12 protein-coding genes are annotated in these 13,633 nt (G+C 40.0%); all 12 read left to right on the top strand.

All coding sequences use genetic code 11. From position 1 onward, the window contains the following. The first annotated feature begins 10 nt into the window (after positions 1-10). The 12 genes from infB (at position 11) to dnaJ (ending at position 13,510) form a co-directional block, all read left to right on the top strand. Positions 11-2,410 (top strand): translation initiation factor IF-2, encoded by a 2,400-nt coding sequence (gene infB, locus RU93_RS10615; protein ID WP_071875605.1) that lies wholly within the window; start codon positions 11-13, stop codon positions 2,408-2,410. Positions 2,411-2,434: 24 nt separating this feature from the next. Further along, positions 2,435-2,782 carry a 30S ribosome-binding factor RbfA gene (rbfA, locus tag RU93_RS10610; protein ID WP_071875604.1) on the top strand — a complete coding sequence of 116 codons (348 nt, stop codon included), beginning with the start codon at positions 2,435-2,437 and terminating at the stop codon, positions 2,780-2,782. Between the two features lie 111 nt (positions 2,783-2,893). Further along, complete coding sequence (gene truB, locus RU93_RS10605) at positions 2,894-3,826, top strand: tRNA pseudouridine(55) synthase TruB (protein ID WP_071875603.1); 933 nt, start codon at positions 2,894-2,896, stop codon at positions 3,824-3,826. Positions 3,827-3,830: 4 nt separating this feature from the next. Continuing rightward, a complete protein-coding gene (ribF, locus tag RU93_RS10600) occupies positions 3,831-4,769 on the top strand; it encodes a riboflavin biosynthesis protein RibF (protein ID WP_071875602.1) in 939 nt (312 codons plus the stop codon). Positions 4,770-4,820: 51 nt separating this feature from the next. Further along, entirely contained in the window at positions 4,821-5,387 is a 567-nt protein-coding gene (locus RU93_RS10595) for a methylated-DNA--[protein]-cysteine S-methyltransferase (protein ID WP_071875601.1), read from the top strand. 130 nt (positions 5,388-5,517) lie between these two features. Next, entirely contained in the window at positions 5,518-6,198 is a 681-nt protein-coding gene (locus RU93_RS10590) for a phosphoribosylaminoimidazolesuccinocarboxamide synthase (RefSeq protein WP_071875600.1), read from the top strand. A gap of 149 nt (positions 6,199-6,347) precedes the next feature. Beyond that, entirely contained in the window at positions 6,348-7,289 is a 942-nt protein-coding gene (locus tag RU93_RS10585; RefSeq protein ID WP_071875599.1) for a LacI family DNA-binding transcriptional regulator, read from the top strand. Positions 7,290-7,401: 112 nt separating this feature from the next. Further along, complete coding sequence (gene hemW / locus RU93_RS10580; RefSeq protein WP_245785415.1) at positions 7,402-8,574, top strand: radical SAM family heme chaperone HemW; 1,173 nt, start codon at positions 7,402-7,404, stop codon at positions 8,572-8,574. Between the two features lie 130 nt (positions 8,575-8,704). Beyond that, positions 8,705-9,748: a heat-inducible transcriptional repressor HrcA gene (gene hrcA / locus RU93_RS10575; protein ID WP_071875598.1), complete on the top strand. Its 1,044-nt coding sequence runs from the start codon at positions 8,705-8,707 to the stop codon at positions 9,746-9,748. 59 nt (positions 9,749-9,807) lie between these two features. Next, positions 9,808-10,365: a nucleotide exchange factor GrpE gene (grpE, locus tag RU93_RS10570; protein WP_143139453.1), complete on the top strand. Its 558-nt coding sequence runs from the start codon at positions 9,808-9,810 to the stop codon at positions 10,363-10,365. 35 nt (positions 10,366-10,400) lie between these two features. After that, the gene (gene dnaK / locus RU93_RS10565) at positions 10,401-12,224 is read left to right on the top strand and encodes a molecular chaperone DnaK (protein ID WP_071875596.1); all 1,824 of its coding nucleotides are present in this window, start codon (positions 10,401-10,403) and stop codon (positions 12,222-12,224) included. 134 nt (positions 12,225-12,358) lie between these two features. Beyond that, positions 12,359-13,510 carry a molecular chaperone DnaJ gene (gene dnaJ, locus RU93_RS10560; protein ID WP_071875595.1) on the top strand — a complete coding sequence of 384 codons (1,152 nt, stop codon included), beginning with the start codon at positions 12,359-12,361 and terminating at the stop codon, positions 13,508-13,510. Positions 13,511-13,633: the final 123 nt, after the last annotated feature.

The following is a 13,633-nucleotide window of genomic DNA, read 5'->3' as shown; positions in this document are numbered from 1 at the left end:
AGGTGATTGCATGACGAATAAAAGAGTCTATGAAATTGCAAAAGAAATGAACAAATCGAGTAAAGAGATCGTCGATAAAGCAAAATCATTAGGATTTAACGTATCAAACCATATGGCGGTTATTTCTGAATCACAAGAAAGATCATTACGCCAAGCACTAAGAAACACACCAGCACCGAAAAAAGATACTGGCGCAAAACCTGGAACGCCAGCAGGAAAACCAGCTGACAAACAGTTCCAAACACAAAAAAATAATCCGAATTTCCAAAATCGCCAAAATAAAGGCGCAACGACTACTCCAGGAAATCGCGGACCGCAAGGCCAACAAGCTGCTAATAAACCTGGAGCGAAAGGCCCTGCACAAAATAAAGGACCACAGTCCAATCAGACGGCTCGTCCACAAAACAAACCTGCAACAAATAATGCTAGCAATACCAATAATACGACGGCTGCTAAACCAGCGACACCAAATCGTCAAGAACAAGGCAACAACCAAAACCGTCCAGCGGCGCGTCAAAATTCAAACCAAGGCCGTAATACGGGCTGGGGTAATCAAAACCGTAATCGTTACAACAAAAAAGGCCGTAAAGGTAAACACCAATCGACGGAAAACAAACCGGCTGTTCCAGCGCGTAAATTCCGTGAACTACCAGAAGTGTTAGAATATACGGATGGTATGAACGTGGCAGATATCGCGAAGAAAATTTATCGCGAACCAGCTGAAATTATTAAAAAACTTTTCTTAATGGGTGTAATGGTTAACCAAAACCAACCTTTGGATGCAGAAACGATTGAATTATTAGCAACCGATTATGGCATCGAAGCACAAGAAAAAGTACAAGTGGATATTGCTGATATCGATAAATTCTTTGAACCAGAAGAAATGAATGAAGAAGCACTTGTTTCTCGTCCGCCAGTTGTGACCATTATGGGACACGTTGACCACGGGAAAACAACCTTACTTGATACCTTACGTAAATCACGCGTAACCAGTGGTGAAGCCGGTGGAATCACGCAACATATCGGAGCGTATCAAATTGATATTAATGGGAAACCGATTACGTTCTTAGATACACCAGGGCATGCCGCATTTACAAGTATGCGTGCACGTGGAGCAAGTATCACGGATATTACGATTTTAGTTGTCGCAGCGGACGATGGTGTGATGCCACAAACAATCGAAGCGATTAACCATGCGAAAGCAGCTGGTGTACCGATTATTGTTGCAGTGAATAAAATCGATAAACCTGCCGCAAATCCTGATCATGTCATGCAAGCATTAAGCGAACATGGATTAATTCCGGAAGCATGGGGCGGCGATACTATTTTCGTTGAGATTTCAGCGAAGTTTGCTAAAAACATTGATGAATTATTAGAAATGATTCTATTAGTTGCTGAAGTAGAAGACTTAAAAGCTGATCCAACACAACGCGCAATCGGAACAGTCATTGAAGCACGTCTTGATAAAGGAAAAGGCCCTGTTGCGACATTATTAGTGCAACAAGGAACATTAAAAGTTGGCGATCCAATCGTTGTCGGTAATACTTTTGGTCGTGTTCGTGTGATGACGAACGATATTGGCCGTCGTGATAAAGAAGCAGGTCCAGCAACACCCGTTGAAATCACTGGATTAAATGACGTGCCACAAGCAGGTGATCGTTTTGTAACATTCGAAGACGAAAAAACAGCTCGTGCAGCAGGTGAAGAGCGTGCGAAACGTGCGTTGATGGAACAACGTGGTAGCAACACACGTGTGACGTTAGATAATCTTTTTGCTAGTCTGAAAGACGGCGAAATTAAAGAAGTCAACGTCATCATTAAAGCCGACGTTCAAGGAACAGCTGAAGCGTTAGCAGCGTCATTACAAAAAATTGACGTCGAAGGTGTACGTGTGAATATTGTCCATTCAGCAGTTGGGGCAATCAATGAAAGTGATGTCACTTTAGCGGCAGCAAGTAATGCGATTATGATCGGGTTTAACGTTCGTCCAACAGCGCAAGCAAGACAACAAGCCGAAGCAGAGCAAGTGGATATTCGTCTACACCGAATCATCTATAATGCGATTGACGAAATTGAAACAGCCATGAACGGCATGCTTGATCCAGAATTTGAAGAAAAAATTACCGGTCAAATGTTGGTTCGTGAAACATATAAAGTTTCTAAAGTTGGAACGATTGCCGGTTGTTACGTGACAGAAGGCTATATCCGACGTGATAGTGGCGTCCGTGTTATCCGTGATGGCATTGTCATCTTTGAAGGTAACTTAGCAAGCTTGAAACGCTTTAAAGACGACGCTAAAGAAGTGAAACTTGGCTTTGAATGTGGCGCAATGGTTGAGAAATTTAATGACTTGCAACAAGACGATATTATTGAAGGTTTTGTAATGGAAGAAGTTAAAAAAGGAAAATAATAAAATAGAGTAGGAGGCGTTTCCATGGCTAATTATCGTGATCGTCGAGTAGCTCAAGAGATTTTAAAAGAAGTCAATCAAGTTTTACGTAAAAGTGTACGCGATCCGCGGGTTGAAAATGTCAATATTACAGACGTCCATGTGACAGGTGATTTACAACAAGCAACCATTTACTACAGCATCTTATCTGATTTAGCTTCAGATAAGAAAGCGGCACAAACTGGTTTAGAAAAAGCGACAGGCCTCATCCGTCGTGAAATTGGGAAAGCATTAACCCTTTATAAAACGCCAGAAATTACGTTTGAATTAGATGAATCCGTTGCTTACGGAAGCAAGATTGATGAAATGTTACGCAAATTAAATCAAGAGTAAGTCAAAAACAGATGATGGTGTCATACCACCATCTGTTTTTTGATGCGCGAATCATTGGAAAACATGGTATAATTGGTCAGAAAAATGTTTGTTAAAGGTGTGAAATGTGTAATGGATGGAATCTTACCCTTGTGGAAAGAGCGTGGCATGACAAGTCATGATTGCGTATTTAAATTAAGGAAAATATTACGAACGAAAAAAGTCGGTCACGGGGGAACATTGGATCCGGATGTGGACGGGATTTTACCCATTTGTGTCGGGAAAGGCACAAAAGTCATTGAGTTTTTAACGGATTCCGGTAAAATATATGAAGGTGAAATTACCTTAGGCTATAGTACCACTACAGAGGATGCTTCTGGGGAAGTCGTTGACAGTCAGCCGTTGAGTAGACCGTTTACGCTAGCTGAAATTGACGAAGCAATGGCTCAATTAACCGGGACGATTACGCAAGTACCACCGATGTATTCCGCTGTAAAAGTCAACGGCAAACGCTTATACGAGTATGCGCGGAATAACGAAACCGTTGAGCGTCCACAACGAACCGCTGAAATTGCGACATTTAAGCGAACGTCAGCACCTGTTTGGGATGCTGAAAAAGGAACACAAAAATGGCGTTTTTATGTGGAATGTGGGAAAGGGACGTATGTACGAACGCTTTCAGTTGATACAGGGAAATTACTCGGTGTCCCAGCGCATATGTCGGATTTAACGCGTAGTGCGAGTGCAGGATTTTCGAAGGAGCAAGGTGTCACTTTAGCGCAAGTCGCGGAATTGATGAACAACGAGCAACTACAAGCAGTTCTTTTGCCGATTGAATTTGGTGTGAAAGATTTTGAACGCATCGACGTTTCAGAAGCCCTTTGGCTAAAAGTGAAAAATGGTAGCCGCTTAACCTATCAGGAATTTGGCTTAACAGACATGCCGACGGATTTAGTGGCGATTTTTTACGAAAATCAAGTCGTGAGCCTCTATGAACCACATCCGACGAAAGCTGGAATACTCAAGCCTCGTAAAGTACTGAGAACCGAGATAGGAAAGGAATAAAAGAATGCAAACAATCGAAATACGTCATCCTTATAATCACGACCATATCCCGGCAGAACCAGTCGTGTTAGTCTTAGGATTTTTTGATGGCGTCCATAAAGGGCATCAAAAAGTAATCGAAACGGGTCGGAAAATCGCTCAAGAAAAAGGATTAAAATTAGCGTTAATGACATTTAATCATCATCCTTCAATCGTGTTTCAAAAAGAACCGGCTGAGAAGATGCGCTATTTAACGAGCCTCGAACAAAAAAAGGAATTAATGGCTTCTTTAGGCATCGATTACCTTTATGTCATTGAATTCACTTCCGATTTTGCGAGTTTAAAACCGCAAGACTTTGTAGATCAATATATGGTAGGCTTACACGCACAATTTGTGGTCGCTGGTTTTGATTATACTTATGGGCCAAAAGAGATTGCGAACATGGCTTGTTTGCCAAATTACAGTCAAGAGCGTTTTGAAATTGTGACAGTTGCAAAGGAAACGCTGAAAGGTGAAAAAGTGAGTTCGACACGTATACGGGAAGAATTAGAAAACGGCAATATGGGAGCAGTCCAAGAATTGTTAGGTTATCCTTATCGTATTGACGGGACGGTGGTACACGGCGATGCTCGAGGGCGCACGCTGGGCTATCCGACGGCTAATGTCAAAATTAAGAGCACGACACGCTTACCCAAAGAAGGCGTTTATGTGACGGAAATAAAAGTTGGCAATCAGTGGTATCCTTCGATGGGATCGATTGGCCGTAACAATACGTTTGAACAAAATCGACCGATTACGGTAGAAGTATACATTCTCGATTTTCATCAAAACATCTATGGCGAGCAAGTATCTGTTCGTTGGTTGCATTATTTAAGAGGGCAAGTTGCTTTTGATGGGATGGAATCTTTGATTGAGCAATTAAAAAAAGACGAACAAGATACCCGTGATTATTTTAAAGAGTGAGCGATTCACTCTTTTTTTTGACAACAAAATGAAGTGAAAGGAAGGATGATGATGGTTTATCAATGGCTATATCAATCGATTGTAGGCTCCCTTTATCTAACGGTTGAAAACGACTCACTTACACGCTTAGATTACACACCGCCCAAAGACTGGAACAAAAAAGAGCAATCGGCACAACTGGATCAAACCAAGCAACCCTTATTTCAAGCAATCAATGAATGGTTGGATTGTTATTTTGAAGGTAAACAGTCTCAAGTAGAGGTTCAATTAGCGCCAAAAGGAACGCCTTTTCAGCAAGAAGTTTGGAAAATCATTCAAGAAATCCCTTATGGTGAAACGATGACGTACGGTGAAATTGCTCATAGAATGGCCAAACGGATGGGCAAAGAAAAAATGTCTGCCCAAGCAGTAGGAGGGGCCGTTGGCAAAAACCCGCTCTCGATTATCATCCCTTGTCACCGTGTTATCGGAAAAAGTGGGAATATTACCGGTTACGGTGGCGGGATCAAACGAAAACTGACCTTACTAGCATTAGAACAAGTGGTGCCTGAAACCTATCATGTTCCTGAAAATCAAAAAGAAGCATCAAAGTTCGTGAATCAATCGATTTCAAAATAATAAACTAGGTAAAACACGAATTTTAACTACAAAAACGAATAAAAAGTTGTTGCATTCTCTTCTCATTCATTATTTGGTGTGATACTCTATTCTTGTAAAACATTAAAAAATAAACATAAAGAGGTGCTTCATGAAACGAATTTATCAGGGAAAGACAAAAGATGTTTATGAAAAAGAAGATGGAACCATCCGTTTAATGTTTAAAGATGAAATGACCGGTAAAGACGGCGTGTTTGATCCTGGTGAAAACCAAGTTGGTTTAACCGTTGAAGGGTCAGGTCGCTCTGGTTTAAAAGTGAGTCAGTACTTTTTCGAGTTATTAAATCAAGCAGGGATCCAGACACATTTCTTAGCAGCTGATTTAGAAGAAAAATCAATGGATGTCAAAAAAGCGGTTGTTTTTGGTCAAGGCTTAGAAGTGATTTGTCGCTATAAAGCTGTCGGAAGCTTTATTCGTCGTTACGCAGATTATATTGAATCTGGAGCGGATTTAAATGGCTACGTCGAAATCACAATTAAAGATGATGAACGTCAAGATCCTTTTATTAGTAAAGATGCCTTAGTATTGCTTGGCATTTTGTCAGAAGCAGAATATGACCTGATTAAAGAACAAACGAAGCGTATTTGTGACCTCATCAAAGAAGAACTGGCAACAAAAGGGTTAACCCTTTATGATATTAAATTAGAATTTGGTCGGGGAGAAAAACCAGGCGAGATTATGCTTATCGATGAATTATCGGGCGGAAATATGCGCGTCTTTAATGGCGAAGAGTCTGTTTATCCACTTGACTTAGAAACATATTTATTTTAATCAAAAAGTAGAGCTGGGAGAAATCTCAGTTCTTTTTTTATATCTCTGAGGAGTAAGCAGCGCAATCACGTTCTTCAAATGCTTCATTAAATAGCAGTCCTGGCGTATAATAAAACGATAGCGTCTTTTAAAAAAGAGGAGTGGGTAGAATGACGACGATTCATGATGTCGCCAAAAAAAGTGGCTATTCAGTATCGACAGTATCAAGAGTGTTAAATCAAAAAAAGCACGTGTCAAAAGAGGCGCGTCAGGCCATCGAGTCGGCAATTCAAGCGTTAGATTATGTCCCGAATGACTTGGCGCGCGATTTAAGCCAAGGGAAAAATTTTCATATTGGGATTGTGTTGCCGCATACAAAACATCCTTATTTTATTGAAATGTTAAATGGGATGATTGATTGTGCGTTTTCAACGGTTTACCGCTTAGTTCTTTTACCTTCAGAATATGACGAAAAAGTTGAAATGGAATACTTAGAACAATTAAGAGGAAAAGCTTTTGATGCACTGATTTTCACCTCAAGAGGCGTTGATTTAGACCGATTGGTAGACTATGCAACATATGGTCCCATTATTTGTTCCGAAAACCCTCAACGAACGGATTTACAAGCGGTCTATCTTAATCGACAAGAGGCTTATGAGGAGGCCTTCCGATGGTTCCAATTAAAAGGAAAGAAGGACATCCTTCTGTTGCTCAGTCGTAAATACGAGGCGAGTGTCACGAGTCAAGCAGTCATCAAGGCCTATCAAGCGGTATTTGGGCAATACCCAAAAGAATGTCAAATAATCTCAGGTGTGACGACGTACGAAGAAGGTTTTTTGCTGGGAGAACGACTGGCAAGAATGACATCAGTTGAAGGGATTATGGCCAACGTGGATGATGTCGCTGCAGGGATAACAGCGGCCTATCAACAAGCAAAGTGTCCACCGCCTGTAATGGTTGGTCAAGGAAATCAGTGGAGTAGTCAGCTGCTTCATTTTTCAACGATTGATCATCATTTATATGATTTGGGATACCGCTCATTAGAAATGGCAATCGGTGCGTGTGAACAAACACAAATCGAGTTATGTTCGACCTTTATTGCCCGTGAATAAGGGAACGGCAGCCTTTGCATGTTGAGTACTCGTTAAATAAGGCGTGAGGTTTTTGTGGTATAATAAGGAGCACTGTTATCTTGAGAAAAAGTCATTGAGGAGTTTTTAACCATTGAAAGAAATTAACCAAACGCATCCAAAAAGTACGTCAGCTTACATTCACATTCCCTTTTGCGAACACATTTGTTATTACTGTGATTTCAATAAAGTTTTTTTAGAAGGACAACCAGTCGATGAGTATATTCAGTCATTGTTAACGGAAATTCGTTTGACATTAGAAAAGCATCCGACGAAAGTCTCCGAAACGATTTATATTGGAGGTGGAACGCCAACTTCCTTAACAGCGAAACAATTAGATGTCTTGCTGACGGGGATTCATCGCTATTTACCAACCCATACAACAAAGGAATTTACAGTCGAAGCCAATCCTGGCGATTTAACGGCGGAGAAATTAGATGTTTTCAAAGCGCACGGTGTCAACCGACTATCGATGGGCGTTCAAACGTTTGATGACCGTTTATTAAAGAAAATTGGGCGAAAACATTCGGTGCAAGATGTCTATGATACGATCAAGTTATTAGAAAAAAAGCAATTTGATAATGTTAGTATTGATTTAATCTATGCGTTACCTGGGCAATCACTGGAAAGTTTTCGTGATACGCTCACAAAGGCGCTCGCTTTTGATCTTCCACATTATTCGATGTATTCGCTCATCCTTGAAAATAAAACGATGTTTATGAATTGGGTGCGGCAAGGTCGTCTTGAGTTACCAACACAAGAAGCCGAAACACAAATGTTTGAAGAAGCAATTATCGCGATGGCACAATCGGGCCATCATCAATATGAAATCAGTAATTTCGCCAAAAAAGGCAAAGAATCGATGCATAATTTAGTGTACTGGGATAATGAGCATTATTATGGTTTTGGTGCGGGAGCAAGTGGTTACCTTAATCAGAAACGTTATAAAAATTATGGTCCTATTCAACATTATATGAAACCATTAAAAGAGCAACGCTTACCCATTTTTGAAACCGAAGAAATTTCAAGAGCAAATCAAATAGAAGAAGAGATGTTTCTAGGATTAAGAAAAATCGAAGGCGTCTCGCTTCGCAGATTTGAAGAGAAGTTCAACCAAAAACTCACGACGGTCTATCAATCCGTGATCGCTGAACTGCAACAACAACAACTTGCTGTATTGGAAGAGGATTATTTCCGTTTAACCCCGAAAGGGTTATTTATCGGTAACGATGTTTTTGAAAAATTTTTACTCGATAAAGAAGAATAATCAATTTTAGCACTCTAAACTTTAGAGTGCTAAAAAAATAGGTAAAATGCTTGACAAGAATTCAAAATGTGGTATATTTATAATCGTATTAGCACTTAAAAGCAAAGAGTGCTAATAAGGGGTGATAAATTTGTTAACTGAAAGACAAGGAGAGATTTTGCGTGTAATTATTCAAAATTACACTACCACTGGCCAACCTGTAGGTTCGAAAACATTAATGGAGGGCGGCATTGCGGCGAGCTCCGCTACAATTCGTAATGAGATGAAGTTGCTAGAAGAGTTGGAACTCTTGTCGAAGACCCATTCTTCTTCTGGTAGAATCCCTTCGATGAAAGGTTATCGTTATTACGTGGATCATTTACTAAGTCCCGTTCAAGCGCATCCGAATGAAATTCAACGGATACGTCAAGAATTTGGGCAAGAATTCCACGAAATTAATGATATCATCCAACAATCGGCTGAGATTTTATCCAGTTTAACGAGTTACACAGCGCTTGCCTTAGGACCAGATGTGAACGAGCGGCGTTTAACCAGTTTTAAAATAGTTCCTTTAAATCATCGACAAGTTGTTGCCATTATCGTGACGGATAAAGGGAATGTTGAAAATCGTGTCTTTACTTTACCGAGCCATATTCGTAGCGAGGAATTAGAAGTCATGATCAGAATCATCAATGATCGTTTAATCGGTGAACCGTTAATCACGGTCTATCATCGCTTGCGAACAGAAATCCCAATTATCCTCCATAAGTATTTTCAGACAACAGAAGGGATCTTAGATTTATTTGATCGTATGTTAAACCATCTGTTTGAAGAAAAAATTTATGTTGGTGGCCAAATGAATCTGTTAGATTTTGAAGGCAGTCAGGATAAAGTACAATTTAAATCAATGTATTCTTTTATGAAGAACCCAGAAGAATTAACTCAGTTACTCGCGCCGCGCAATACGATGATTCAAATCAAAATTGGATCTGAACTCGGCCATGAGTTGTTAGAAAATATGAGTTTAATTCAAGCAAGTTATGATATTCAAGGACATGGTAAAGGAACAATTGCCTTACTGGGGCCTGCGAATATGCCATACTCCAAGATGTTCGGACTTGTCGATGTCTTTCGTCGAGAACTTGCAGTAACGTTGGCTGACTACTACCGAATTTTAGATTCGTCTAGTGAGTGAGTAACAATAAAAAGCATCATTTTAGAAGGGATGGTCGTCAATTGTCAAAAGAAAAAGAAATCGTCGAAGACACACCTGTAGAAGAGGTCGCTGCTGATAATCAAGTGGTTGAAGAAACGCTAGTCGAAGACATGGATGCACTAGAAGATGCACGAGTCGAAGAAGTTTCTGAAGTAGATGAACTTAAAATAAAATTAGATGAAATGGAAGATAAGTTTTTACGCGTTTCTGCTGAACTCGCTAATATCGTTCAGCGTAACCGAAATGAACGAGAACTGATTCAAAGATATCGCTCACAAGACTTAGGTAAAAAATTATTACCTGTTATTGATAATCTTGAAAGAGCAATCGCAGCAGAAGTAACGGACGAACAAAGCATTAGCTTGAAAAAAGGCGTTGAAATGGTCTTAGAAAGTTTAAATGTGGCTTTGAAGGAAGAAGGAATTGAAGAAATTCCAGCTAAAGGTGAAAAATTTGATCCAAATATCCATCAAGCTGTTCAAATCGTTCCTGTAAGTGAAGATATTGAAGCAGATACAATTGTTGAAGTATTACAAAAAGGCTACAAACTACAAGATCGTGTTTTACGCGCAAGCATGGTAATCGTTGCACAATAACAAATCAAATAGACAAATAAAGGAGAGCTTTTATTATGAGTAAAATTATCGGAATCGATTTAGGAACAACAAACTCTGCAGTTTCTGTATTAGAAGGTGGAGAAGCAAAAATTATTACAAATCCAGAAGGAAACCGTACAACACCTTCTGTCGTATCATTTAAAAATGGTGAAATTCAAGTTGGGGAAGTTGCAAAACGTCAAGCAGTAACAAACCCACATACAATTTCTTCTGTAAAACGTCACATGGGTGAAGCTGGCTACAGTGTTGAAGTAGATGGTAAAAACTATACACCTCAAGAAGTGTCAGCAATGATCTTACAATACTTAAAAGGTTTCGCAGAAGAATATTTAGGCGAAAAAGTTGATAAAGCCGTTATCACTGTTCCGGCATACTTCAACGATGCACAACGTCAAGCAACAAAAGATGCAGGACGTATTGCTGGTTTAGAAGTAGAACGTATCGTGAATGAGCCAACTGCTGCAGCGTTAGCATATGGTTTAGACAAAACAGATCGCGAAGAAAAAATCTTAGTATTTGACCTTGGTGGTGGTACATTTGACGTGTCAATCCTTGAATTAGGCGATGGCGTATTTGATGTATTATCAACAGCAGGAGATAACCACTTAGGTGGGGATGACTTTGATGAAAAAATTATTGCGCACATGGTTGCAGAATTCAAGAAAGAAAACGGCATTGACTTATCTGCAGATAAAATGGCCGTTCAACGTCTAAAAGATGCTGCTGAAAAAGCGAAAAAAGATTTATCTGGTGTGACAAGCACACAAATCAGCTTACCATTTATTACAGCAGGCGATGCAGGTCCATTACACTTAGAAATGACCTTAACACGTGCGAAATTTGACGAATTAACAGCAGACTTAGTGGAACGTACGAAAACACCAGTCCGTCAAGCATTAAAAGATGCAGGAATTTCTCAATCTGAAATCGATGAAGTGATTTTAGTTGGTGGTTCTACTCGTATCCCTTCAGTGGTAGAAGCAGTTCGTAAAGAAACAGGTAAAGAACCGAATAAATCTGTAAACCCAGATGAAGTTGTTGCAATGGGTGCAGCAATCCAAGGTGGCGTTATTAGTGGAGATGTGAAAGACGTTGTATTACTAGACGTAACACCATTATCACTTGGGATTGAAACAATGGGTGGCGTATTTACGAAATTAATCGATCGTAATACGACGATTCCAACAAGTAAATCACAAGTCTTCTCAACAGCAGCAGACAACCAACCAGCAGTAGATATTCACGTGTTACAAGGTGAACGTCCAATGGCAGCTGACAATAAAACATTAGGTCGCTTCCAATTAACAGATATTCCAGCAGCACCTCGTGGAATTCCACAAATCGAAGTAACATTTGATATTGATAAAAATGGTATCGTGAATGTTTCTGCGAAAGATTTAGGTACGCAAAAAGAACAAACTATTACAATTAAGTCTTCTTCAGGTTTAACAGATGAAGAAATTGAACGTATGGTGAAAGATGCAGAAGCAAACGCTGAAGCAGATAAATTACGTAAAGAAGAAGTAGACTTACGTAATGACGTTGACTCTTTATTATTCACTGTTGACAAAACCTTAAAAGAATTAGAAGGCAAAGTTGACGCTGAAGAAGTTCAAAAAGCAGAAGCAGCGCGTGATGAATTAAAAGCAGCTGTTGAAGCAGATAATATTGAAGAAATGAAAACAAAACGTGATGCATTGAATGAAATCGTGCAAAACTTAACGGTTAAATTGTACGAACAAGCTGCGCAACAACAAGCAGAACAAGACCCAGAAGCGGCACAAGGTGGCGCAGATGATATCGTTGATGCTGATTTTGAAGAAGTAGATAACGACTAATCCCGTTGTCTTTGAAAAAGCCAAAGCCAACAAACTTTGGCTTTTTCTATTGTTTTTTTAAAAAGATGTTTCTTCTTGTTCTTTTGTGATAAAATACAAAAGACTTGAATTGTTTGAAAAGTGGGGGGAATCCAATGGCAGCAAAACGTGATTATTATGAAATTCTGGGTGTCCAAAAGGGTGCATCAGACGATGAAATAAAAAAAGCGTATCGTAAGCTTTCAAAAAAATATCATCCAGATATTAATAAAGAAGCAGATGCAGATCAAAAATTTAAAGAAGTTTCAGAAGCGTATGAGATTTTAAGTGATGCTCAAAAACGAGCAGCCTATGACCAATATGGCCATGCAGGAACTGATCCGAACTTTGGTGGCGGCGGCTTTGGCGGCTTCTCTGGGGCAGGAGGCTTCGGTGGCTTTGAAGATATTTTTGAATCGTTCTTTGGCGGCGGCGGTGGTCGCAGAATGGATCCTAACGCGCCTCGTCAAGGGGAAGATTTGCAATACACGATTAATTTAAGTTTTGAAGAAGCGATTTTTGGTGTTGAAAAAAATATTCAATATAATCGTGAAGAAACGTGTCACACATGTAGCGGTAACGGAGCGAAACCAGGAACCTCACCAACAACGTGTCACAAGTGTCATGGTTCAGGAACCGTCAATGTGGAACGTCAAACACCACTTGGCCGCGTTATGAGTCGTCAAACATGTGATGTGTGTCATGGGACCGGTAAAGAAATCAAAGAACCATGTCCAACCTGTCATGGAAACGGACATGAGAAGAAAACACATAGCGTAAAAGTGAATGTTCCTGCAGGAGTTGAAAACGGTCAACAAATGCGTCTCGCTGGCCAAGGAGAAGCGGGTATTAATGGCGGACCTTATGGTGATTTATACGTTGTCTTTTATGTGGCAGAGAGCAATCTCTTTGATCGTGATGGCGGAGAAATTTACTACGAATTACCGTTAAACTTTGTCCAAGCGGCATTAGGTGATGAAGTAAATGTCCCAACCGTTCATGGCGATGTGAAGCTAAAAATTCCTGCTGGTACGCAAACCGGAACGAAATTCCGTCTGCGTGGCAAGGGTGCGCCACGTCTACGTGGTGGCGGTAATGGTGATCAACAAGTCACAGTGAAAGTAATTACACCGAGAAACTTGAATGAAGAACAAAAAGAAGCGTTGCGTCTCTTTGCGAAAACAAGTGGACAATCGACGGTGGAAGAACAATCAGAAGGTTTTTTTGATAAAGTGAAAGATGCCTTCGGTGGTCACAAGAAAAAATAATCAATAATTGATAATCAAAAGAACCTCAGGAGCATTTTTCCTGAGGTTCTTTTGATTTTATAACTTTTAGTGTTGAGGAGGATAAGAAAAAATGGCTCTTTGTCAAATAGGACTGATGGCTCA

It is taken from the genome of Enterococcus aquimarinus, assembly GCF_001885765.1.
Taxonomy (GTDB): Bacteria; Bacillota; Bacilli; order Lactobacillales; family Enterococcaceae; genus Enterococcus_I; species Enterococcus_I aquimarinus.
This window is presented reverse-complemented; position numbering and strand designations above follow the sequence as displayed.

Bases quoted from the DNA above. Each gene is read 5' to 3' on its own strand.
- infB (WP_071875605.1), top strand. From the start codon at position 11: ATGACGAATAAAAGAGTCTATGAAATTGCAAAAGAAATGAACAAATCG.
- rbfA (WP_071875604.1), top strand. From the start codon at position 2,435: ATGGCTAATTATCGTGATCGTCGAGTAGCTCAAGAGATTTTAAAAGAA.
- truB (WP_071875603.1), top strand. From the start codon at position 2,894: ATGGATGGAATCTTACCCTTGTGGAAAGAGCGTGGCATGACAAGTCAT.
- ribF (WP_071875602.1), top strand. From the start codon at position 3,831: ATGCAAACAATCGAAATACGTCATCCTTATAATCACGACCATATCCCG.
- RU93_RS10595 (WP_071875601.1), top strand. From the start codon at position 4,821: ATGGTTTATCAATGGCTATATCAATCGATTGTAGGCTCCCTTTATCTA.
- RU93_RS10590 (WP_071875600.1), top strand. From the start codon at position 5,518: ATGAAACGAATTTATCAGGGAAAGACAAAAGATGTTTATGAAAAAGAA.
- RU93_RS10585 (WP_071875599.1), top strand. From the start codon at position 6,348: ATGACGACGATTCATGATGTCGCCAAAAAAAGTGGCTATTCAGTATCG.
- dnaK (WP_071875596.1), top strand. From the start codon at position 10,401: ATGAGTAAAATTATCGGAATCGATTTAGGAACAACAAACTCTGCAGTT.
- dnaJ (WP_071875595.1), top strand. From the start codon at position 12,359: ATGGCAGCAAAACGTGATTATTATGAAATTCTGGGTGTCCAAAAGGGT.